25 protein-coding genes are annotated in these 20,903 nt (G+C 67.7%); 4 read left to right on the top strand and 21 right to left on the bottom strand.

Annotated elements, in window-relative coordinates; translation table 11 throughout:
* Nucleotides 1–26 precede the first annotated feature (26 nt).
* A complete protein-coding gene (locus tag A5779_RS12620; protein ID WP_082941665.1) occupies nt 27–875 on the top strand; it encodes an alpha/beta hydrolase in 849 nt (282 codons plus the stop codon).
* Between the two features lie 16 nt (nt 876–891).
* Here A5779_RS12620 and A5779_RS12615 read toward each other — a convergent pair whose 3' ends face one another.
* The 10 genes from A5779_RS12615 to A5779_RS12570 form a co-directional block, all read right to left on the bottom strand.
* Complete coding sequence (locus A5779_RS12615; RefSeq protein WP_064882290.1) at nt 892–1,656, bottom strand: APH(3'') family aminoglycoside O-phosphotransferase; 765 nt, start codon at nt 1,654–1,656, stop codon at nt 892–894.
* Nucleotides 1,657–1,659: 3 nt separating this feature from the next.
* Complete coding sequence (locus A5779_RS12610; RefSeq protein ID WP_064882288.1) at nt 1,660–1,887, bottom strand: hypothetical protein; 228 nt, start codon at nt 1,885–1,887, stop codon at nt 1,660–1,662.
* Complete coding sequence (locus tag A5779_RS12605) at nt 1,884–2,369, bottom strand: transport-regulating membrane protein Mce1N (RefSeq protein ID WP_064882286.1); 486 nt, start codon at nt 2,367–2,369, stop codon at nt 1,884–1,886. Before A5779_RS12605 ends, A5779_RS12610 begins: the two co-directional genes overlap by 4 nt.
* Nucleotides 2,359–2,745: a hypothetical protein gene (locus A5779_RS12600; RefSeq protein ID WP_064882284.1), complete on the bottom strand. Its 387-nt coding sequence runs from the start codon at nt 2,743–2,745 to the stop codon at nt 2,359–2,361. Before A5779_RS12600 ends, A5779_RS12605 begins: the two co-directional genes overlap by 11 nt.
* 20 nt (nt 2,746–2,765) lie before the next feature.
* Entirely contained in the window at nt 2,766–3,200 is a 435-nt protein-coding gene (locus A5779_RS12595) for a hypothetical protein (RefSeq protein ID WP_064882281.1), read from the bottom strand.
* Entirely contained in the window at nt 3,197–4,177 is a 981-nt protein-coding gene (gene hemB / locus A5779_RS12590; RefSeq protein WP_082941664.1) for a porphobilinogen synthase, read from the bottom strand. The genes A5779_RS12595 and hemB overlap by 4 nt, the downstream gene beginning before the upstream one ends.
* An 88-nt stretch (nt 4,178–4,265) precedes the next feature.
* A complete protein-coding gene (locus A5779_RS12585) occupies nt 4,266–5,945 on the bottom strand; it encodes a bifunctional uroporphyrinogen-III C-methyltransferase/uroporphyrinogen-III synthase (protein WP_064882279.1) in 1,680 nt (559 codons plus the stop codon).
* Nucleotides 5,942–6,877, bottom strand: a complete 936-nt coding sequence (gene hemC / locus A5779_RS12580) for a hydroxymethylbilane synthase (protein WP_064882277.1) — start codon at nt 6,875–6,877, stop codon at nt 5,942–5,944. Before hemC ends, A5779_RS12585 begins: the two co-directional genes overlap by 4 nt.
* A gap of 24 nt (nt 6,878–6,901) precedes the next feature.
* Nucleotides 6,902–8,257 (bottom strand): glutamyl-tRNA reductase, encoded by a 1,356-nt coding sequence (locus tag A5779_RS12575; protein ID WP_064882275.1) that lies wholly within the window; start codon nt 8,255–8,257, stop codon nt 6,902–6,904.
* A 52-nt stretch (nt 8,258–8,309) separates the two neighbouring features.
* Nucleotides 8,310–8,594 (bottom strand): glutaredoxin family protein, encoded by a 285-nt coding sequence (locus A5779_RS12570; RefSeq protein ID WP_269085842.1) that lies wholly within the window; start codon nt 8,592–8,594, stop codon nt 8,310–8,312.
* 38 nt (nt 8,595–8,632) lie between these two features.
* Here A5779_RS12570 and A5779_RS12565 point away from each other — a divergent pair, with 38 nt between their 5' ends.
* Both A5779_RS12565 and A5779_RS12560 read left to right on the top strand, forming a co-directional pair.
* On the top strand, nt 8,633–9,526 hold the full coding sequence (locus A5779_RS12565; protein ID WP_064882274.1) for an HAD family hydrolase: 894 nt from the start codon (nt 8,633–8,635) through the stop codon (nt 9,524–9,526).
* Between the two features lie 108 nt (nt 9,527–9,634).
* Nucleotides 9,635–10,168 carry an FAS1-like dehydratase domain-containing protein gene (locus A5779_RS12560; RefSeq protein ID WP_064882272.1) on the top strand — a complete coding sequence of 178 codons (534 nt, stop codon included), beginning with the start codon at nt 9,635–9,637 and terminating at the stop codon, nt 10,166–10,168.
* A gap of 93 nt (nt 10,169–10,261) precedes the next feature.
* Here A5779_RS12560 and A5779_RS12555 read toward each other — a convergent pair whose 3' ends face one another.
* The 9 genes from A5779_RS12555 to A5779_RS12520 all read right to left on the bottom strand — a co-directional run bounded on the left by A5779_RS12555 (nt 10,262) and on the right by A5779_RS12520 (nt 17,983).
* Nucleotides 10,262–11,329, bottom strand: a complete 1,068-nt coding sequence (locus A5779_RS12555) for a lysophospholipid acyltransferase family protein (RefSeq protein ID WP_064882338.1) — start codon at nt 11,327–11,329, stop codon at nt 10,262–10,264.
* 35 nt (nt 11,330–11,364) lie between these two features.
* Complete coding sequence (locus A5779_RS12550) at nt 11,365–12,501, bottom strand: SDR family oxidoreductase (protein ID WP_082941663.1); 1,137 nt, start codon at nt 12,499–12,501, stop codon at nt 11,365–11,367.
* 29 nt (nt 12,502–12,530) lie between these two features.
* Entirely contained in the window at nt 12,531–12,632 is a 102-nt protein-coding gene (locus A5779_RS32970; protein WP_003402602.1) for a 30S ribosomal protein bS22, read from the bottom strand.
* A 118-nt stretch (nt 12,633–12,750) separates the two neighbouring features.
* Nucleotides 12,751–12,978 carry a cell division/environmental response transcriptional regulator gene (locus A5779_RS12545; protein ID WP_003882954.1) on the bottom strand — a complete coding sequence of 76 codons (228 nt, stop codon included), beginning with the start codon at nt 12,976–12,978 and terminating at the stop codon, nt 12,751–12,753.
* Between the two features lie 138 nt (nt 12,979–13,116).
* Complete coding sequence (gene proC / locus A5779_RS12540; RefSeq protein WP_110777207.1) at nt 13,117–13,977, bottom strand: pyrroline-5-carboxylate reductase; 861 nt, start codon at nt 13,975–13,977, stop codon at nt 13,117–13,119.
* A 130-nt stretch (nt 13,978–14,107) separates the two neighbouring features.
* Nucleotides 14,108–14,920 (bottom strand): thioesterase family protein, encoded by an 813-nt coding sequence (locus tag A5779_RS12535; RefSeq protein WP_064882269.1) that lies wholly within the window; start codon nt 14,918–14,920, stop codon nt 14,108–14,110.
* A 34-nt stretch (nt 14,921–14,954) separates the two neighbouring features.
* Nucleotides 14,955–15,800, bottom strand: a complete 846-nt coding sequence (locus A5779_RS12530; RefSeq protein ID WP_064882267.1) for a sugar phosphate isomerase/epimerase family protein — start codon at nt 15,798–15,800, stop codon at nt 14,955–14,957.
* 47 nt (nt 15,801–15,847) lie between these two features.
* Nucleotides 15,848–16,981 (bottom strand): Rv0497 family membrane protein, encoded by a 1,134-nt coding sequence (locus tag A5779_RS12525; protein WP_064882266.1) that lies wholly within the window; start codon nt 16,979–16,981, stop codon nt 15,848–15,850.
* 30 nt (nt 16,982–17,011) lie between these two features.
* Nucleotides 17,012–17,983, bottom strand: a complete 972-nt coding sequence (locus A5779_RS12520; protein ID WP_064882264.1) for a Ppx/GppA family phosphatase — start codon at nt 17,981–17,983, stop codon at nt 17,012–17,014.
* 149 nt (nt 17,984–18,132) lie between these two features.
* On the opposite strand from A5779_RS12520, the gene A5779_RS12515 reads away from it, so the two are divergent.
* The gene (locus tag A5779_RS12515) at nt 18,133–18,918 is read left to right on the top strand and encodes a DUF3109 family protein (RefSeq protein WP_064882262.1); all 786 of its coding nucleotides are present in this window, start codon (nt 18,133–18,135) and stop codon (nt 18,916–18,918) included.
* A gap of 4 nt (nt 18,919–18,922) precedes the next feature.
* Here the strand turns inward: A5779_RS12515 and regX are convergent, their stop codons facing one another.
* Nucleotides 18,923–19,609, bottom strand: a complete 687-nt coding sequence (regX, locus tag A5779_RS12510; protein ID WP_064882260.1) for a two-component sensory transduction protein RegX — start codon at nt 19,607–19,609, stop codon at nt 18,923–18,925.
* An 8-nt stretch (nt 19,610–19,617) separates the two neighbouring features.
* Complete coding sequence (locus A5779_RS12505) at nt 19,618–20,805, bottom strand: sensor histidine kinase (RefSeq protein ID WP_064882258.1); 1,188 nt, start codon at nt 20,803–20,805, stop codon at nt 19,618–19,620.
* Between the last annotated feature and the right edge of the window lie 98 nt (nt 20,806–20,903).

Raw genomic sequence — 20,903 nt, 5'->3', positions numbered from 1 at the left:
AGACCCATGGTTGGAATGATGCGCAGGTGACCTCGCTGACCCGCCGTGACGCGCTGCGTCTAGGTGTCACCGGCGCGGGTGTCGCGGGACTGATGGCATTGGGCAGCCTGCTCGATCCGCCGACGCCCCGCGCATCTCCGGGCCCAAACCAGACGGCCCCCGCGGGCAGCCCGTTACCGACCCGCGAATCGGGGACGTTCACCTCCGCGGCCCGCGGCGGAGTCGAAACCAACTGGATCATCGCCCGCCCGCCGGGCCAGCACGGCCCATTGCGTCCGGTGATCGCCCTGCACGGGATGGACAACGACGCCGCCGGCGTGATGGACCTGGGCATTCCGGAGGCGCTGGGCCGGCTGACCGCGGCCGGCCGACCGCCGTTCGCAGTGGTCAGTGTCGATGGCGGCAACTCGTTCTGGCGCCGTCGAGCCTCTGGTGGGGACTCCGGGGCAATGGTGCTCAACGAACTGATCCCGATGTTGGGTACCAAGGGCATCGACACCTCGCGAGTGGCCTTCATGGGCTGGTCGATGGGCGGCTACGGCGCCATGCTGTTGGGCGCCAGACTGGGCGCGGCGCGCACCGCGGCGGTCTGCGCGATCAGCCCGGCGCTGTACCTGACGTACTGGGGCGCGCCACCCGACGCCTTCGACAGCCTCGAAGACTGGCAGCAGAACTCGGCGCTGAGACTGCTACCGGCGCTGGGGTCGATCCCGCTACGCATCGACTGCGGCACCGGCGACGGGTTCTACGCAGCGACCCGAATGTTCGTCAACCAACTGCCGAGGACCCCGGCCACCGGCTTCTACCCCGGCGGACACGATCAGGAGTTCTGGCGCGCGCACTTGTCCGATGAGTTGGCCTGGCTCGATTCCTGAACCGCGCCTTGGGTACTCATCCCCAGGTCAGTGGATCGAGCGCGAGATAGAACCGCAGCCGCTCCGGATCCACCTCCGCCGGGTAGCCCGAGGCCAGTCCCGCCGCGGCTGCCTCGGCGAAACCGGGGAAGGTGTCGGCAGTGTTGGCCAACAGCAGCGCCAGGTCGGCGTGACGATCCGCCAGGCCCAGGCGGCCAAGGTCGACGAAACCCTCGACAGTGAGCCGGTCGGGGTCGATCAGGATGTTCGGCAGGCACAGATCGCCATGGCACACCACCTGATCGTCGGCCTCCTGCCGGCGGCGCAGTTCGGTCTCGCGTTCGACGCGGGCCAGCAGTTCACCGGCTGGGACGTCCCGGTCCTCGTCGCGCAGGAACTCCGGGTCGACCGCGCCCGCGGCGACCACCGAGCGGGCCCGGGACAGCATGTCGTCGAGATCGCGGCGGAAGGGACATTCGGCGGGCGCGATGCCGTGCAGGGTGCGGACCGCCGCCACGATCGAGGGCCAGGCCGTCCGCAGTGCCGTTTCCGTGAGCCGATCGGCTGCGATGCCGCCGACGGCACTGGTGACCAGGACGGCGCCGCCGTCCTCGGTGCTACCCCAATCGATGACCGCAGGCACCGGCAGCCCGCGACCGTGCGCCCACGACACCCGGTCCCGCTCCGCAACCAGATCGGCCACCGCCGCGGCGTCGACCACCTTCGCGTACCGGGAACCGTCCGCGTTCCGGAACACCCCGGCGCCGGATTCACCGCGCGTGACAGGCTGCCAATCGGTCACGGGTCAGCGACGCAACCGCGCGATACCCAACACGGTCAGTACGCCCGCCAGACCGGCGAGCACCAAGGCCAGCACCAGCATCGGCGCCGAATAGCTGATCGCGGTGGTCGGGGGCTCACCGTCGAGCACGGGCGCCACCTGGATCGTGGTCGACGCCGCGATCCAGCTCAGCACACAACCCACCGCGGCAACGGCAGCCACCACGAACTCCAGCACGGCCCGGCGTTTCACGGCATGCGCTCCTCGACCAGCGGGGTCAGCGCCTCACGCAGCTTCCGGTGCTTGCGCGCCCAGGCCTGGGCCCCGCGGTTACCGGTGAGCTTCAGCCCGATACCGGTCCGGCCGCGCGGCACCCCGCTGAGCTCGCCGAGGGCACGGTCGGACTGCCATTTCGGCGACTCCGAGCCCGATGCCTCCGGGTATATCGACACGATCTCGTCGAGCTTGATGGTCTCCGCGCCCTGGCGCAGCGTTTGGGCGGTCAACTCGACCGAGGTGTGGATGCGCGCCGCCTTGATCTGGATGGCCACGAACACCGACACCAGCACCAGGAACACGATCGGGATCCACAGGTCCTGGCCGTAGCCACCGGTCATCTGCAGAATCGCCATGCCGATCCCGGCGAACGGTCCGAGCAGGAGCCAGCCCCAACTGGCGCCCTGCTCGTAGAACAGCACTTCAGAGGCAACCTTGTTCACCGGTTCACTCTCCATGGTCACCCCTCCGCAATGGCAGCGCGCTCACGCCGGTTCCCACGATGAGCGGGAGCAGCGCGACCAGCACGAGAACGTTGAGGCCGGTCAACAGCACCAGGACCACGATAGCCAGCGACAATGCCACCGCCGCGCGCCGGTGGCGATCATCTGAGCGGCCGCGGCCCGCCAGGAAAGCCATACCGAGGCCCGCCAGCACGGTGAGCGCTCCGATCCCCCGGTACAACATCGTATTGACGCCGGGCGGGATGCTCGCCGAAACCGCGAGCATGCCGCCGGCGATCAACAACACCGAGCCGACCAACCAGCAGCCGAATCCGATGGTCGCGCGTCGCGACGGGGATGAGGGCGGAGGCGGCGATGACGGCGTAGACATTGTCGGGAAGCGTAGCGAAATCAGCGGGTGAAGAAGCCGTCGGCGTCCTTGCGGTGCAGCAGGTACAGGCCACCCGCGATCAGCACCGACCCCACGATCGCGGTGACCGCGTATCCCATCGCCGCCGCATCCTGGCGTTCGCCGGTCAACAGGCTGCTGATCGCGTGCAGCACCGAGACGATTCCCCCACTGGTCAACAGCGTGCGGGCCCAGCGATATCCCTGCCGCATCAGCATCAGGAAGGCCACCACGATCGACGACAGCACCACCACGAACATCACCGAGAAGACGACCGTCATGGACCGTTGCACACCCGTGCCGGATCCGGTCAACGCGTCGATCAGGTACCCGACCACCATCAGCACCAGTGCGGCAGTCCACAGCCAGAATCCGGTGTCGACGTCGTCGGGACGACCGGTCGGGCTCGGTTCCTGTTCGGTCCCCGGATCGGTCACGCGAGCCAGCCGGCCACGTCGGCCGCCCAATAGGTCAACACGATGTCGGCCCCGGCTCGCCGGATTCCGGTCAACGACTCCAACGCGGCGGCCTGTAGGTCGATCCAGCCATTGGCCGCAGCGGCGCAGATCATCGAGTACTCCCCCGAAATCTGATATGCGGCAACGGGTACCGGTGAAATATCGGCGGCGGCGCGCACCACATCCAGGTAACTCATCGCCGGCTTGACCATCACGATGTCGGCGCCCTCGTCGATGTCGAGTTCGACCTCGTGCACGGCTTCGCGGATATTGCCCGGATCCTGTTGGTAGGTACGCCGATCCCCGACCAGGCTGGACGACACCGCTTCGCGGAACGGGCCGTAGAACGCCGAGGCGAACTTGGCCGCATAGGCCAGGATGGCCACATCGGCGTGCCCGGCCGCATCGAGACCGTCGCGGATGGCGGCCACCTGACCGTCCATCATTCCGCTGGGGCCCACCACGTGTGCACCCGATTCCGCTTGTGCCACCGCAAGTTCCACGTAGCGCAGGTTGGTCGCGTCATTATCGACCCGACCCGCGGCATCCAGCACGCCACAGTGCCCGTGGTCGGTGAACTCGTCCAGGCAGGTGTCGGCCATCAGCACGGTCGCGTCACCCAGATCCTTGGCCAGGTCCCGCAACGCCACGTTGAGGATGCCGCCCGGATCGACGCCGACGGCACCGGTCGGATCCTTGTCCTCGTCACGGGGCACTCCGAACAGCATCAGACCACCCACGCCGGCCGCCACCGCATCGGCGGCCGCCTGGCGCAACGAATCCCTGGTGTGCTGCACCACGCCGGGCATCGAGGAGATCGGGCGCGGCTCATCGATCCCGTCGGCGACGAACATCGGCAGCACCAGATGCCGTGGTTCCAAAGAGGTTTGAGCCACCAGTCGACGCATTGCCGGCGTGGACCGCAGCCGGCGCGGACGATGCCTTGGAAAAGCCACAGCTATCCCTCCTCCGCTCCATCCTCGAAACGGCATTCCAGCAGGAAAAGTTCGAGTACGGCCCTGCCGGAATGCGGTTTCGGCGAAACTAGCGCCTACGGCTCTTCTTGCGCGGCGGGGGCAGCGCCCCCTCGGCCCGCAGTCGAGCGGCGTGCTCGGCAAGCGCATCGACCAGAGGTCCCACCGCGGCCGACTCGGGCTGCACATCCACCCGCAGGCCGAATTCCGCTGCGGTTTCAGCAGTTTTGGGTCCGATGCAGGCCACGATGGTCCGGGCGTGCGGCTTGCCGGCGATACCGACAAGGTTGCGCACCGTGGAGCTCGAGGTGAAGCAGACCGCGTCGAAGCCGCCGGTCTTGATCATCTCGCGGGTCTGCGCCGGCGGCGGAGCCGCACGCACGGTGCGGTAGGCCGTGACGTCCTCGATCTCCCAACCGCGCTCACGCAGGCCCTCGGCCAGCGTCTCGGTGGCGATGTCGGCGCGGGGCAGCAGCACCCGGTTCACCGGGTCGAAAACCTCGTCGAACGGCGGGAACTCGTCGAGCAGGCCCAGCGAGGACTGCTCGCCCGACGGCACCAGCTCAGGATTGATGCCGAAGGCCCGGACCTTGTCGGCGGTCGCCTGTCCGACACACGCGATCTTCACGCCGGAGAACGCCCGCGCGTCCAGGCCGAACTCGTTGAACTTCTCCCAGACCGCACGCACGGCGTTGGTCGAGGTGAACACCACCCACTGGAACCGGCCGTCGACCAGGCCCTTGACCGCACGCTCCATCTGCGCGGGGCTGCGCGGCGGCTCGACGGCGATGGTCGGGACCTCGATCGGCAGGGCGCCGTGGCCCACGAGCCGGTCGCTCATCTCCCCGGCCTGGTCCTTGGTGCGCGGCACCAGCACGGTCCAGCCGTACAGGGCGCGGCTCTCCCACCAGTTCAGCTTGGCGCGGTTGGCCACGGTCTTGCCGATGGTGACGACCAGCGGACCGGTCAGAGGCCCGGCCAGCTCGCTTCCGGCCGGCTTCTCCAGCACGGCCTTGTCGAGCAGGCCACCGAGCGTGGTCTCCACCGAACGCTGCTGGCAGGTGGTGCCGCTCGCGGTCACCACTGCCGGGGTGCCGTCGACCAGGCCCTGCTCGATCAGGGTGCGGGCGGCATCCGGCAGGTGCGACGCGGTCGCGTGCAGGATCAGCGGTCCCGGTGCGGCGGCCAGCGCCGCCCAGTCCACGTCACCGCGGACATCGGCCACGGTGTGCGCCGACCCCAGCGGCAGGCCAGCGTAGGTGGGCACCGCGCTGGTGGCGGGCAGACCGGGGACGATCTCGAAGTTCATGTGGGACTTGGCCAGCGCACCGATCTCGGTGATGACGGCGTCCACGGACAGCGGGTCACCGGAGACCAGGCGGACCACGTCGTAGCCGTGGCGGGCCTCGGCGATCAGCGTCTTGGCCACCTCGGCAGGGTCACCGAGGGCGGGACGGACCTCGGGCCCACCCGCGATGATGGCGGCTTGCGCCGTGTCGGGGGTTCCGGCGGCATCCTCACCGGCGGCGGCGGCGGCCTTGGCCGGCTCGGCCGGGGCCGGGCCGGATGCCGGCGGCAGCTCGGTGCCGATCAGCGCCAGCACGGCTTCGGGGACGTCGGGATCGGTGAACACCAACTCGGCGTGCGCCAGTACAGTTTGCGCCCGTGCCGTCAGCAGCCCCGGATCTCCCGGGCCCGAGCCCACAAATGTGATGCGGCCGGGCTTCGCCTTGCGACCTCGCATGGTCATTCTTCACTCCCGCGCTCTACCAACAGCTCGCGTGCACCCAACTCGAAAAGCTCCGCGGCCACCGAGACACCCAAGTCAGCGGCCCGATCGGGAGTTCCGATGCCGGACGCACGGATCACGTCGGATCCGTCCAGCGTCGCCACGCAGCCGCGCAACGACACCTCTTCGAAGACATTGCCGTCCTCATCGATGGACTCGACCACTTCTGCGATCGCTCCCACCGGTGCGGAACAGCCCGCCTCCAGTTCGGCGAGCAGGGTCCGTTCGGCGGTGACCGCGGCGCGCGTGTCGGCGTCATCCAACTCCGACAGCACCGAAATCAGCTCGGTGTCGCCGGAGCGGCATTCCACCGCGAGCGCACCTTGAGCCGGCGCTGGCAACATCTGCACCGGCTCGAGCGACTCGGTGACTTGATCGAGACGTCCGATACGGGCCAGACCCGCTCGGGCGACCACGATGGCGTCGAGATCGCCGCTCGTAACCCTGTTCAACCTGGTATCTAGGTTGCCTCGTAGGGGGCGGATTTCCAAACCGAGACCCAGTGCTCTAAGCTGCGCGGCCCGTCGCGCACTCGACGTGCCGATCACGGACCCTGCCGGCAACTCGCCGAGCACCAATCCGTCACGCGCCACCAGCGCGTCACGAGGGTCCTCACGGCGCGGGACGGCGGCGATCACGAACCGATCGTCACGGGCGGTGGGCAAATCTTTGTAGGAGTGAACGGCCATGTCCACCCGGCCGTCGTCGATCGCCTCCCGCAGTGCCGCGGTGAAGACCCCGACGCCGATGTCGGCGATGGGACCCTGGTTGCGGTCGCCTTCGGTCGAGATGATCACCAACTCGCAGGGGTGGCCTGCGGCTCGTAAAGCGTCCCTGATGGTGCCGGCCTGCGTGGTCGCCAGCAGGCTACCCCGGGTGCCGATCCGGATCACCGTATCGCGCGTTTCTACCAAGCTCTACTCAGACTTATCGAGATCTGTTGTCATAAAGGGCAATTCGCTGGCCGCCACAGCTTCGACGGCTTGCGGATCGAGTTCGAACAGCTCCCGCAGAGCCTCTGCGTAGCTGTCCCCGCCAGGCGCGCTGGCGAGTTGTTTCACCCGCACCGTGGGTGCGTGCAAAAGCTTGTCGACGACCCGGCGGACCGTCTTGGCCACCTCGTCGCGGTGCGCTGCCTCCAGTTCGGGCAGCCGGTTGTCCAGGCGCAACAACTCGGCCTCCACCACGTCGGCGGCGCGTTGCCGCAGCGCGGTGACCGTCGGGGTGACCTCGGCCATCCGCTGGCCGGCCAGGTAGTTGGCAACCTCGGTGGCAACGATCGTGCGGGCCGCATCGGCGTCGGTGGCCGCGGCCCGCGCCGACGGCTCCCGCTGAATCCGGTCCATGTCGACAACCCAGACACCGGGCAGCCCGGACACCGCCGGATCCACGTCGCGGGGCATGCCGAGGTCACAGATGACCAGCTGCCGATCGCCGGCGGCGGCGTCGCGCTGCGCCAGAGCGTGGTGCACGTCGGCCAGGGAGACCACCGGGCGTACCGCCCCGGTGCTGCTGACCACGACATCGGAATCGGCCAGCGCTTCCGGGAGCTGGTCCAGGCAGAATGCCTGTGCCTGCACGCCCTGCTCGGTGAGATTCGCCGCGAGGCGCTGGGCCCGCGGAAGCGAGCGGTTCACCACATTGACCCGTTCGATCCCGGCCCGCACCAGGTGCGCACCGGCCAGGGCGCCCATCGAGCCCGCGCCGATCACCGCTGCGCTGCGGCCGGCGAGACCGCCATTGAGCTTGGTTTCGGCCATCCCGAGAGCCACCGAGACCACCGAGGCTCCCGCGGCGTCGATCCCGGTCTCGGAGTGCACCCGCTTGCCGACGTTGAGGGCCCGCTGGGCCAGCTCGTGCAGGGTGCGCCCGACGGTCTGGTGTTCCTCGGCCGTCGCGTAGGCGCGACGCACCTGGCCCAGCACCTGGGCTTCACCGATGACGGCCGAGTCCAGGCCGCTGGTCACCGCGAACAGGTGCTCGACGGCGGCCTCGGCGTACCGGACGTAGGCGTATTTGGTGAGATCGTTCAGCGACATGCCGGAGTGATCGGAGAGCACCTGCCCGATGATCGACAGGCCGCCGTGGAAGGCCTCGACCACGGCGTATACCTCGACGCGGTTGCAGGTGGACAGAACCATGGCCTCGGTGACCAACGAGGATCGGAGGACCTCGTCGATGATCTTGGCCTGATCGGATTCGTCAGTGCTCAACTGCTCGAGAACAGACACCGGCGCGCTGCGGTGCGAAACCCCGAATAGCAGCACACTCACGGCTTCATCACCACGTCACCAAGGTAATCGTTTCCGGCCCGCCCACCAAATTTCATCTGGTGGGAAGGTCAGCCCTAAGCGCCTGCTCGTCGACTTCCCAATAGCTGTGCTGGGCCCCGTTCAGCAAAATCACCGGCAACAGATCGCCGTAGCGGGCCCGCAGCGTGGTGTCGCCCGCATCGGCGGCAACGTCCACGTCCGTGGTCACCAGCTCGAAGTCCAGTTCTTCATGCAATGCGGCCAGCTCCTGCGCCGCCCGCGCACACATGCTGCAGCCCGCCCGGGTCAGCAACGTCACAGTGGCCCGACCGCCGGTACCCGCCTGCTCACCCTCCACAGCGCCAGTATCCCGGCCCGGTGACTTAGGGTGAAAACGTGCCCGAATCCGGTAGTGCCGATGCGCTCGAACAGGAGCTTGCCGCCGAGGCCAGCGCCGAACTCGCAGTAACCGAACTCGAGTCCGACACCGACCCCACCGGGACGCCGGCGCCGCCGCCCGATCTGACGGCCGCGGCGTTCTTCGACGTCGACAACACCCTGGTGCACGGATCGTCGCTGGTGCACTTCGCCCGTGGCCTGGCCGCCCGCAAGTACTTCACCTACCGCGACATCCTCGGCATCGTCTACGCCCAGGCCAAGTTCCAATTCACCGGCAAGGAGAACAGCGACGACGTCGCCGAGGGCAAGCAGAAGGCCCTGGCATTCATCGAGGGCCGCTCCACCGCCGAGCTCGTCGAGCTGGGCGAGGAGATCTACGACGAGATCATCGCCGACAAGATCTGGCCGGGAACCCGGGCGCTGGCCCAGATGCACCTGGACGCCGGGCAGCAGGTGTGGCTCGTCACCGCAACGCCCTACGAGTTGGCCGCCACGATCGCCAAGCGTCTGGGGTTGACGGGCGCGCTGGGGACGGTCGCCGAATCGGTCGACGGGGTGTTCACCGGCCGGCTGGTCGGCGACATCCTGCACGGCACCGGCAAGGCTCACGCGGTGCGGTCCCTGGCCATCCGGGAAGGGCTCAACCTGCGCCGGTGTACCGCCTACTCGGACAGCTTCAACGACGTGCCGATGCTGTCGCTGGTCGGTACCGCGGTGGCCATCAACCCCGACGCCGCGCTGCGCGATGTGGCCAGGGAACGCGGCTGGGAGATCCGCGACTTCCGCACCGCACGGAAGGCGGCCCGCATCGGGGTGCCGTCGGCATTGGCACTCGGCGCACTGGGCGGTGCGCTGGCCGCCGCCGCCTCCCGCCGCCACGACATTCGCTGAGCCGCCGGGCCGCGTTGGTAAGATTCCGCGTCGGGTCGCACCATGCGGGCCCCACAGCATGCCCGTTTCGTGCGCACCGCGCACCGCAGACCGAACAGCGCAGGGAATATGAGCATCGCCGCAAACATCATCGGGACGCACTACCGGTACCCCGACTACTTCGAGGTCGGCCGGGAGAAGGTCCGTGAGTTCGCCCGCGCGGTCAAGGACGACCATCCCGCGCTCTACGACGCCGAGGCGGCCAAGGAATTCGGCCACGACTCCGTGGTGGCGTCGGTGACGTTCCTCGCGGTGGCCGGTCGACGGGTCCAGCTCGAGCTGTTCGACAAGTTCGACATCCCGATCAATCTGGAGCGCGTGCTGCACCGCGACCAGAAGCTGATCTTCCACCGGCCGATCATGGTCGGCGACAAGCTGTGGTTCGACTCGTACCTGGACTCGGTCATCGAGTCGCACGGCACGGTGATCGCCGAGGTCCGGGCCGAGGTCACCGACGACGACGGCAATCCGGTTGCCACGAGCATCGTCACCATGCTCGGTGAGGCGGCCATCGACGAGGCCGACGAGATCAGTTCGCAGATCGCCGCCGCGCGCGACGCCGCGATCGCCAAGATGGTTGCTGGGCAAAAGTCCGGCGCCTGATTTTCGTTTGCGCGAGCAGACAAAAACTGCCCACTTCCGCAAGGAAGTGGGCAGTTTTGTTACCGGTCGCGGTGAAGAGGTGAGGCGAAAAGGTCAGCCGAAGAACATGTTTCGACGACCGGCCAGCAGTTGGTACAGCGTGTGCTGGATGGTCTCGCGGACCTGATCGGTCAGCTCGAAGGTGACCATCGGATCGTCGGCGGCGCTCTCGTCGTAGTCGGTCGTCTCGATCGGCTCACCGAACTGGATGTGCCACTTCGACGGCAACGGCACCAGGCCGAGCGGGCCGGCCAACGGGAACAGCGGGGTCACCGGGAAGTACGGCAGACCGAGCAACCGAGCCAGCAGCTTGACGTCGGCCATCATCGGGTAGATCTCCTCCGAGCCCACGATCGAGCACGGCACGATCGGCGCTTGGGCCCGCAGAGCTGCGGAAACGAAGCCGCCGCGGCCGAACCGCTGCAGCTTGTAGCGATCCTTGAAGTTCTTGCCCAGCCCCTTGAAGCCTTCGGGGAACACGGCGGTGAGCTCGCCGTTGGCCAGCAGCCGGTGCGCGTCGGCGGTGCAGGCCATGGTGTGCCCGGCCTTGCGTGCGGCCGCACCGACCATCGGCAGATCGAACACCAGATCCGCCGCGAGCAGACGCAGATCGCGGTTGAGCGGGTGGTGGTCGTGCACCGCGACCTGGGTCATCAGCCCGTCGAAGGGCAGCACCCCGGCATGGTTGGCCACCACGAGTGCGGCGCCACTCTCGGGCAGGTTCTCGATACCGGAAACCTCGACCCGGAACCAGGACCGGAAAAACGTTCTCAGCAAAGGCAAAAAGATTGCATTGGTGATGTGCGGGTCGAACCCGAACTCGTCCACCGTGTACTCACCGGTCATCCGGGTGCGGACGAACTCCGCGACCGCCGCTATGCCCTTGACGAGTTCGCTGGGGCCTTCGTCGGCGGTGGACTGACCCGAGGCACTGCTGCGCCGCTGATCGATCTCACGCACCACCGCGGCGATCTGCTCGGCCGAGGCGCGGCTTCCCGGATCAGCGAGGACGGATGGATGTCGACGGGCGCTTTCGGACCGTGCCGCCGCCCGGCGTGCAGCAGCCGATCGGTTCGAGTTCCCATGTAGCGGAATGACTTTCGCTTTGGATTCGGCCGCCACGTCGATACCTTCTCCCACCCCGGATAGAGCCAGTACTAATATCCCAAACGCTGCGCCACCCCCACGGCGCGACTCTCCATTGAGCGTACCCATCGCGGATCGAGTATCGGTGTCAATCCACGACCACGGACGTAGTCGTCGAATGCCTCGGCGGTCGTCCACTTGGGACTGTAGCCCAGATCCCTGTGCATTCGCGTAGTGTCCATGACCCTGCCGTAGCTCAGATAGTTCATCTGATCGCGGTCGAGTTCGGTGTAACGCGTTGCGCGACTGAGCGAATTGATCGCCGACAACGCCCCGCGCGGCACCGGGAGCCGAACCCGTCCCGAACGCCGGATCGCCTGGCTCATCATGATGATGCCCGAGGCGCCGATGTTGAACGTGCCACCTCTGCCGGCCATCGATGCACGTTCCAGTGCGCCGAGGGCGTCCTGTTCGTGCAGTAGTTGCAGCCGTGCGTCGTGCCCGACGACCGACGGGACCACCGGCCCGGCCAGATACCGCGAGAGTGCGGTGTCCATCGCCGGACCGATCATGTTGGCCAGCCGCAGGATCGTCAGATCGATGTCCGGACGGCGCCGGGCGAGACCGCGCGCATAGCCCTCGATGTCGATGCTGTCGCGGGCGAACCCGTCACCCGGCGGACGACGAGCACTGCTCTCCTCGCTGAACATCACCGGATCGCGCGAGCTCGCGCCATACACCTCGGAGGTGGACTTGAGCACGACCCGACGAACCGACGGTGCCTTCTGACAGGCGGCGAACAGCTGGATCGCGCCCATCACGTTGAGTTCCTTCAACGTGGCGCGACCCCCGGAGCGCGGAGCGTAGGACGCCGCCGCGGCATGCACGACGGTGTCCACGTTCCCGTTACGGATCACCTTGGCGATGAACGGGTTGCGGATGTCGGCGCGGACGAACTCGGCCCGCCCCATCCGCCGCATCATGTCCTTGCTCGGCACCACCGCGTCAACGGCGATGACATGCTCGATCGCCGGGTTCTGCGCCAGCCTGGCGGTCAGATAACCACCGAGGAACCGGCACGCACCCGTGACCAGAACGACTTTCGGAGAGGGAGCCGTACCGGCGGACTTTGCTCCGCCGGACGAATCCGCATCAGAAGACCCGGGGACTCCCGTCGGGCGTCCCCCCGAACGACCATCAGAATCCATCGGCTCAGCCTAGCGGCCGCAGCGGAAAGCTACTTGCCGAGTTTTCTACGCTGCACCCGGGTACGGCGAAGCAGCTTGCGGTGCTTCTTCTTCGACATACGCTTACGCCGCTTCTTGATGACTGAGCCCATAAAGTCTGGTGTCTCCGCTACTCACGCTGGATGGTTGACCCGGTCACTTTACCCGGGCCTACCACCGAAACGGAAAACGCCAGCCTGCTCACTGCGCCCAGACCGCTGCGGTGTGTGCCTATCCGGCGTCGAAGTACGAAGACTCCAGCAGATCGTGGACTGCCTTGGCGTGGACCCGGAACGATCGGCCCACTCGAACCGCAGGCAGTTCACCGTTGTGCACCAACCGGTACACCGTCATCTTCGAGACCCTCATCAAGCTCGCCACTTCGGCGACTGTCAGAAATTGAGCCCGAGGCTGACCGTCGCCAGCATCCCGCGCCGATGGCCCGTTCATAGACGTCATCGCAACCCAATCAATCAGGCACAGGCAGTTCCAGCGGCTTCCCCACCGCTGGCACCGACCCGCGCATACAAAGGGAGAATAGCGTGGCGGGTGGGGTTACTGCGACGGGTGTGGGCTAATCAGTTGGAATTAATCTAATTACTCAGATGTAATTCCGAGCTGCTCAGAGCGCGTTTTCGCGGCCAGAACGGCGTTGGAAACCGCACCACGCAGTCCCCCGCGCTCCAGTTCCCGCAGCCCAGCGGCGGTGGTGCCGGCCGGCGAGGTCACCATTGCCCGCAATCGCGCGGGCGTCGTGTCCAGCGCAGCGCCGCCGGCCGCGTTCACCTCATCGAGACGTTCGAGCAGCATTGCCGCCGAGCCCGCCATCGTCTGGACCGCCAGATCGGTGGCCACCGCGCGCGACAGACCCGATTCCACGCCCGCATCGACGAGAGCCTCGACCATCAGGAAGAAGTACGCCGGCCCCGACCCGGACACCGCAGTCACCGCGTCCAGCTGCGACTCGTTCACCGTGAGCACGCCGCCGACCGCATCGAAGATCGACGAGACCTCCTTGAGCTGCTCGGCGGTCGCAAACCGGCCCGCCGCCAGGGCGCTCACCCCACCTCCGACCACGATCGGCGAGTTCGGCATCACCCGGATCACCGGCGACCCGGCCGGCAGCTTGTTCTCGTAGTACGACGTGCTGACACCGGCCGCGATGCTGACGAACACCTGCTCGGCGGTGTCGGAATCGGCGCGAGCCGCCGCATCGGCGATCTCGTCGATCGCGCTCGCGACATCGGTCGGCTTGACCGCAATCACCACATAGGCGGCGTTGTCGGCGGCATCGGCGACCGAGGTCACCAGCACCGAGTACTTCTCCGACAGGTACTTGGCCCGGTCCGGGTACTTCTCCGCGACCACCAGGTCCTTGACCTGCCTACCAGCCCGTAACAGCCCCGACAGCAGCGCCTCGCCCATGCTTCCGCCGCCGATGATCGCGATTCTCGACATGCGCGACAGCATCCCATGACGGGCGCACGGCCACATGGACGCCTCCGGCGTCAGGGCCGCATGATTCGCCTCCGGCCTCAGGGCCGCATGATTCGCCTCCGGCCTCAGGGCCGCATGATTCGCCTCCGGCTCAGCCCGACGCCGGGACCATCGCCAGCTGACGCGTCTGCACGATGATCCGACCCTCACAGTCGACGACGATGTGATCCTCGTCGAACCAGTCCTGGCCGATCTGTACCGAGGTACACATCACGCGCAGCCATCCGTCGGCCGGTAAGGCCCGCAGATAGGCCGTCAGCTGGACCGTGGGCGCCCAACCGGTCCGTTCCACGGCGAATGTCACCGGAGCCGACACATCGCCGCACAGGAGCGCGAACAGGACGTCGGGAGCGACACCCTTCGGCCGCACCCAGTACTCGAAAACCGGCGGCCCGCCGTCGGTGCGCGGCCCCATGGTGTGCAGCGCCGGGCGGATGTCACAGCCGTGCGCCAGGTGCACGACATGCTCCATCGGATGCCCCGGCCCGATCGGCTCCAGCCCGGGCGGCGGTTCGGGCGTCATCAGCGGCACCACGGGGTTGAACGACAGCAGCGGCGGCACATGATGCTCGGGTTCGCCCAGTGTCACCGCCACCGTCACCGCCGTGCGCTCGCCCTGCCGGAGTTCCACGTCGACCAGACCGATCCGGCGGCCCCGCTTGCGAACCGTCGTCACCACCTGCATCGGACCGGGATCCGGCGCCCACAGGTAGTTTCCCGAGACCGCGAGGGGTTGCGCGGAGGTGCCCAACTCGGTGCGCGCCGCGTTGGCACACAACGCGAGCATCGCGCCGCCGTGCACCTTGGGCCCGATCGTCCAGTGCTCGTTGAGCTCACCGTGATAGACGCCGTCGCCGGCCGGCGTCAACGCCATGGCATCGGTGAACAGGGTCGAGCCAGTCATATGCAGTCCTCTGCGGGGTTCGGCGGGATCGGGTTCAGCGCAACAGGTGCGTGCGGGCGAATTGCAGCGACTCGGTCAGCAGCGCGTCGCGTTCGGCGGCCGTCTTGGCCGCCGACGTGGTGACCTCCAGGACAACGTGGCCGGCGAAATCGCTTGCCGCCAGCATCTGGCACACCTCGGCGGTCGGCTGCGTACCGCGGCCCGGAACCAGATGCTCGTCGGTGGAGGCGCCCTTGCCGTCGCACAGATGCAGGTGCACCAGGCCGTCGCCCATGCGCCGGGCCATGTCCAAGGCGTCCGTGCCTGCGGTCGCGGTGTGGCTCAGATCGAGTGTGTAGTGCGCGTGATTGCCGTCCAGCGGGTCGTAGGACGGCGCAAAGGCGGAGATGCCGGGGCCCGGCCGGCCGCCGCGCTTGCGCATCCGCTCCACGGACGTGCCACCCGCCCCGAAGAACCGGTCGGCCCGGAACGGGAACATGTTCTCCACCGCCACCAGGACCTCGCTGTCGGCCTCCAGTTGGGCGACCTGGTCGCTGAACCCCTCGGCATAGCGTCGCTGCCAACGAAACGGCGGATGCACGACGACGGTCTGCGCGCCCAGTTGTTCGGCGGCCCGCACGCTGCGTTCCAGCTTCGGGATCGGGTTCGCGCCCCACACCCGCTGCGAGATCAGCAGGCAGGGGGCGTGCACCGACAACACGGGCACGCCGTAATGGGCGGACATCTTCGCGACGACATCGATGTCCTGGCTCACCGATTCCGCCCACACCATCAGCTCGACACCGTCGTAACCGAGACGGGCGGCGTATTCGAACGCAGCCTCCGTCCTCAGCGGATAGACCGAGGCGGTGGACAGACCGATCTTGATGGCTGGGCGCACAACCCAATTGTGTACTGAGGCTGCTGCGCTCCTCGCGTGCGCAGGCGCTAACTCGCCTGCAGCAGCGCCAGCGGGCCAAAGGTCACCAGGGCCCCTACCGCCACCGCAGTCAGCGTGCTGCCGATGTCCTCGGTCTTGCGGACCACCCGCACGCCACCGGCCAGGCCGAGGATGACCAGCACCCCGAGCACCAGCGCGACGATGGTGTTCCACTTCCACAGCTGATCGAAGGCGACGAACAGACCGGCACCGAAGGCCACCGCGATCACGCACTGACCGACGATCCACATTCCGCGGACCAGCGGGGAGGCGGGCGGCTGGTCGTCGTCGAATTCGTCGTGCTCGTCGAAATCACCGGCCGTACCGGTGCCCTCGGACAGCTCTCCGTCGTGTTCGAGATCGACGTCGTCGCGGCCACGGGGACGGCGGGCCTGCTCGTCGGCGACGGACCCGCCGCCGAACAACGGGCCGAGCGAAGCGTACGAACCGTCGCCGTATTCGTCGTCGTAGTCGTCACCCGCGTAGTCGTCGTAGACGGTGTCGTCGACTGCGTCCACACCGAGTTCGTGGGCGTCGGGATCCACCAGCGCGTCATCCGACTCCGCGGCGTCGTCCGCGCCGATGTCGTAGAGCGGGTCGGGGCTCATCCGCTCAGCGCCGGTACCCGACGGTCGGTAGTCCCGTGCCGGCGCCTTGGGCTGCGCGCGCCGCGGACGTGGCCGGAATTCGATCGGCTCGGGGTCGGCGTCACGTGCCGCCAGGTGCGCGTCGTAGTCGTCCTCGGCCTCGGTGCGCACCTCTTCGGGCTCCACCGGCCTGGGCGGCTTGACCCGAGGGGCCCGAGATGGCCGGGGGCCACCGTTGCGGACCCGCGGCTCGTCCCGCGGTTGATCGCGGGGCTCGCGTGTTTCGCGGGGTTCGTCGCGGATCGGGGCCACGACGGCGGTGTCGACCAGTGGATCAGGCGCTGGAACCGACTCGTCGAGGGTTTCGGGCTCCATGTCATCGGTGATGACCGGGATCTCGCCGGTGAGTTCGGCAACCGTCACCGAGTCGCTGTTACCGCGCCGACGCCGACGGCGACCGCCGACCGGGGGTGCCCCGATCGTCCCGTTCTTTGCCAGCAACTCGGCGACCGAGATCGGTCGGGTGCCGGATGGGCTGTTCTCTGGTCCTGTCATACCTATGTTGCCTTTGGGGCTAGCTTTTCCTTAACGTCCGGCGTCCCGCGCCGACGTCTCTACCAAGGCTGTGCCGTCGGCCTCGCTGTCGAGTTTCCGCAGAATCAACCCCTCCCGCAACGCCCAGGGGCAAATGTCGACGGAATCGATCTCCAGTGCTCGCATACTAGCCTCAGCTACCAAAGCACCGGCCACGATCTGTGGTGCCCTCTCGGCACTCACCCCTTCCAGTTCGGCACGGTCAGCCGCTGTCATCCTAGAGATGAAAGCTATGAGCTGTCTTAATCCAGCCGCGGTGAGGGTCCGCTTCACCCGCGGGCCTGCGCCCGAGGGCGCCGCCCCGGTGAGTCGGGCCAGCGATCGGAAGGTCTTCGACGTCGCCACCGCGAGGTCCGGATTTCCGGACCGGCGCATGGTGGTGCCGGCATCGGACAGCTCGGTGGCCAGCCAGTCCCGCAGCATCGCGACCCGGCGCCGCCCAGGTGGGTCTTCGGCCAACCATTCCCTGGTCAACCGGCCCGCTCCCAGTGGCAGCGAGAGCGCCACCTCCGGCTCTTCGTCGACCCCGCTGGACAGTTCCAGCGAGCCGCCGCCGATGTCGATGTTGATGATGCGGCCCGCGCTCCAGCCGTACCAGCGGCGCACAGCCAGGAAGGTCAGGCGGGATTCGTCGACCCCGCTCAGCACGCCGAGGGAAACCCCGGTCTCGGCCCGCACCCGGGCCAGCACCTCCTCGGAGTTGGTGGCGTCGCGCACCGCAGAGGTGGCAAACGCCATCAATTCGGCACAACCCGAGCTGGTGGCAATCTTGGCGAACTCGTCGACCGTGGCCACCAGGCTGTCGGCACCCTTGCGGGTCAGTTTGCCGGAGCTGTCGATCGCCTCGGCGAGTCGCAGCGCTGCCTTGGTGGAGCTCATCGGGGTCGGGTGTCCGCCACGGCGTGCATCCACCACGAGGAGATGAACCGTGTTGCTCCCGACATCGAGCACGCCTAACCGCACTGCACCAACCTAACGGCAGCCCACCAGCGCTTCGTGGCCGGACCTCCCGCAACCCGCGAGATGCGCCCGCCGGGGCTGTGGGACTTCCGACCGTGCGTCGTGCCGCAGTTGGGAAATGCGTTCCGCCATATAGGGGTACCGTTTGCGCCGTGACAGATGTGCATCCCGGCGAAGTCGAACTCGACTTTGCCCGCGAATGGGTGGAGTTCTACGACCCGGAGGACGCGACCCATCTGATCGCGGCCGATATGACGTGGTTGCTGTCCCGCTGGACGTGTGTGTTCGGCACACCGGCCTGCAAGGGCACCGTCGAGGGCCGCCCGGACGACGGCTGCTGCTCGCATGGCGCGTTCCTTTCTGACGACGACGACCGGGCCCGGCTCGACGACGCGGTCAAACAGCTGACCGACGAGGACTGGCAGTTCCGGGACAAGGGCCTGGGCCGCAAGGGCTTCCTGGAGGACGACGAGTACGACGGCAAGCCCAACCTGCGGACCCGAAAGTACAAGGGGGCGTGCATCTTCCTGAACCGCCCGGGCTTTCCCGGCGGCATCGGATGCGCGCTGCACAGCAAGGCCCTCAAGCTCGGGGTCGAGCCGCTGACCATGAAGCCCGACGTGTGCTGGCAGTTGCCGATCCGACGCAGCCAGGAGTGGATCACCCGGCCCGACGACACCCAGATCCTGCGCACCGTCATCACCGAGTACGACCGGCGCGGCTGGGGCGAGGGCGGTGCGGACCTGCACTGGTACTGCACCGGTGACCCCGCCGCCCATGTCGGCGCCCGCCCGGTGTTCGAGTCCTACGCCCCCGAGCTCACCGCGGTGCTCGGCGAGAAGGCCTACGCCGAGTTGGCCGCGATGTGCCGGCGGCGCAGCGCCCTCGGCCTGGTCGCCGTGCACCCGGCGACCCGCGCCGCCGAGCACATCGAGTGAGAACTCAGCCCTCCAGCTTGTAGCCGAGGCCACGCACGGTGACCAGGTGCACCGGGTTGGCCGGATCGGACTCGATCTTGGACCGCAGCCGCTTGACATGCACGTCAAGGGTTTTGGTGTCACCCACGTAGTCGGCACCCCACACCCGGTCGATGAGCTGGCCACGGGTGAGCACCCGGCCACTGTTCCGCATCAGGTATTCCAGGAGGTCGAACTCCTTGAGCGGCAACGTGATCTGCTCCCCGTTGACGCTCACGACGTGGCGTTCCACATCCATCCGGACCGGGCCGGCTTCCAGCACGCCGTCCCCGATCACGCTGTCGTCGGTGTCGGAGCCGCGCCGCAGCACCGCCCGGATCCGCGCGATCAGCTCGCGGGCCGAATACGGCTTGGTGACATAGTCATCGGCACCCAACTCGAGGCCGACGACCTTGTCGATCTCACTGTCCCGTGCGGTGACCATGATCACCGGCACGCTGGACCGGGCACGCAGTTGCTTACAGACGTCGGTACCGCTCATCCCCGGCAGCATCAGGTCCAGCAGGACGATATCGGCGCCGGAGCGCTCGAACTCGGCCAGTGCAGAGGGACCATCGGCCACCACGGTGGCCTCGAAGCCTTCCTTGCGGAGCAGGAATGCCAGGGGATCGGCCAGCGACTCCTCGTCCTCAACGATCAACACGCTGGTCATCGGTCTCGCTAATCCTCTCGGTCGTCTGAGTCACCTGTGGACTCATCGGTTTCGGGATAGGCCGGAATCGACAGGGTGAATGTCGACCCGGTGCCCGGCTGACTCCACAGCCGGATGGTTCCGTTGTGGTTCGCGGCCACATGTTTGACGATCGCCAGGCCCAGCCCGGTACCGCCGGTGGCACGCGACCGGGCCTTGTCGACCCGGAAGAACCGCTCGAAGACCCGTTCCTGATCGGCCTTGGCGATTCCGATACCGCGGTCGGTGACCGCGATCTCGACGCTGCCGCCCCGCCGGCGCCGGCTCACCGAGATGCCGGATCCGTTGGGCGAGTATGCAATTGCGTTGGACACCAGATTGGCGATGGCGGTCACGAGCAAGGTCTGGTCACCCAGTACCCGGTAGCCGGTCGCGGCGTCGGTGGTAATCGAGATGTCGGCCTTGTCGGCGGCCACCTTGTGCCGCGACAGCGCCTCGGACACCACAGTGTCGACGTCGACGGCCCCTAGATCGGGCAGTCGCTCGGCGCCCTGTAGCCGGGACAGTTCGATCAGCTCGCCCACCATGTCGGCCAGCCGCAGCGATTCGGCCACCATCTTGTCGGAGAAGCGGCGCACCATGTCGGGGTCGTCGGCGGAGGCCTGGAGCGCCTCTGCGAGCACCCGCATGGCCCCCACCGGGGTCTTGAGCTCGTGGCTGACGTTGGCAACGAAGTCACGGCGCGTGGCTTCCATCCGGGCGTGCTCGGACTGGTCGTCGGCGTAGACGACCGCGAAGCGGCGGTCCTCACTGCTCAGCGGCCGCACCCAGCCGCGCACCGAGATGCCCGACCGGCCGGGGTGCGGGAGCTTGCGGGGCGACAGGTCGACGTCGATGGGCTGGCCGGTGGCGAACACCTGCTCGGCCGCGCGCCACGCCCGGTCGTCGAGCAGGCGGTCGCGCACGACGCCGAGTTCGGTCGCGCGGTCGTTGGCGTAGACGACGTCGTTGAACGTGTCGACCACGACGATGCCGTTGGGTGCTGCAGACACGATGTGCTGCAGCATCTGCGACACCGTCAGGCCGGCCTGATCAGCTTCGCGCTGCTGCCGCTTGGCCACGATGCGGGGGGCGACCACGGCGGCCAGCCCCGCACCGACGATCAGCGCGAGCAACGACACGACCGCCGTCAGCAGTAACGCCGACACCAAGCTCACGCGAAAATCGTACGCACACGGTGAACGTCATCCCAGCAGCGTGCGGCCAAAACGGGACAAGTCACACCGACAAATACAGGAGTTCGGCTGGCGTTAAC

Source organism: Mycolicibacterium peregrinum (assembly GCF_001665625.1).
GTDB lineage: Bacteria > Actinomycetota > Actinomycetes > Mycobacteriales > Mycobacteriaceae > Mycobacterium > Mycobacterium peregrinum_B.
This window is presented reverse-complemented; position numbering and strand designations above follow the sequence as displayed.

Bases quoted from the DNA above. Each gene is read 5' to 3' on its own strand.
- A5779_RS12605 (WP_064882286.1), bottom strand. From the start codon at position 2,369: ATGGAGAGTGAACCGGTGAACAAGGTTGCCTCTGAAGTGCTGTTCTAC.
- A5779_RS12600 (WP_064882284.1), bottom strand. From the start codon at position 2,745: ATGTCTACGCCGTCATCGCCGCCTCCGCCCTCATCCCCGTCGCGACGC.
- A5779_RS12585 (WP_064882279.1), bottom strand. From the start codon at position 5,945: ATGACCATGCGAGGTCGCAAGGCGAAGCCCGGCCGCATCACATTTGTG.
- A5779_RS12560 (WP_064882272.1), top strand. From the start codon at position 9,635: ATGAGCATCGCCGCAAACATCATCGGGACGCACTACCGGTACCCCGAC.
- A5779_RS12550 (WP_082941663.1), bottom strand. From the start codon at position 12,501: ATGGATTCTGATGGTCGTTCGGGGGGACGCCCGACGGGAGTCCCCGGG.
- A5779_RS32970 (WP_003402602.1), bottom strand. From the start codon at position 12,632: ATGGGCTCAGTCATCAAGAAGCGGCGTAAGCGTATGTCGAAGAAGAAG.
- A5779_RS12545 (WP_003882954.1), bottom strand. From the start codon at position 12,978: ATGACGTCTATGAACGGGCCATCGGCGCGGGATGCTGGCGACGGTCAG.
- proC (WP_110777207.1), bottom strand. From the start codon at position 13,977: ATGTCGAGAATCGCGATCATCGGCGGCGGAAGCATGGGCGAGGCGCTG.
- A5779_RS12535 (WP_064882269.1), bottom strand. From the start codon at position 14,920: ATGACTGGCTCGACCCTGTTCACCGATGCCATGGCGTTGACGCCGGCC.
- A5779_RS12525 (WP_064882266.1), bottom strand. From the start codon at position 16,981: ATGACAGGACCAGAGAACAGCCCATCCGGCACCCGACCGATCTCGGTC.
- regX (WP_064882260.1), bottom strand. From the start codon at position 19,609: ATGACCAGCGTGTTGATCGTTGAGGACGAGGAGTCGCTGGCCGATCCC.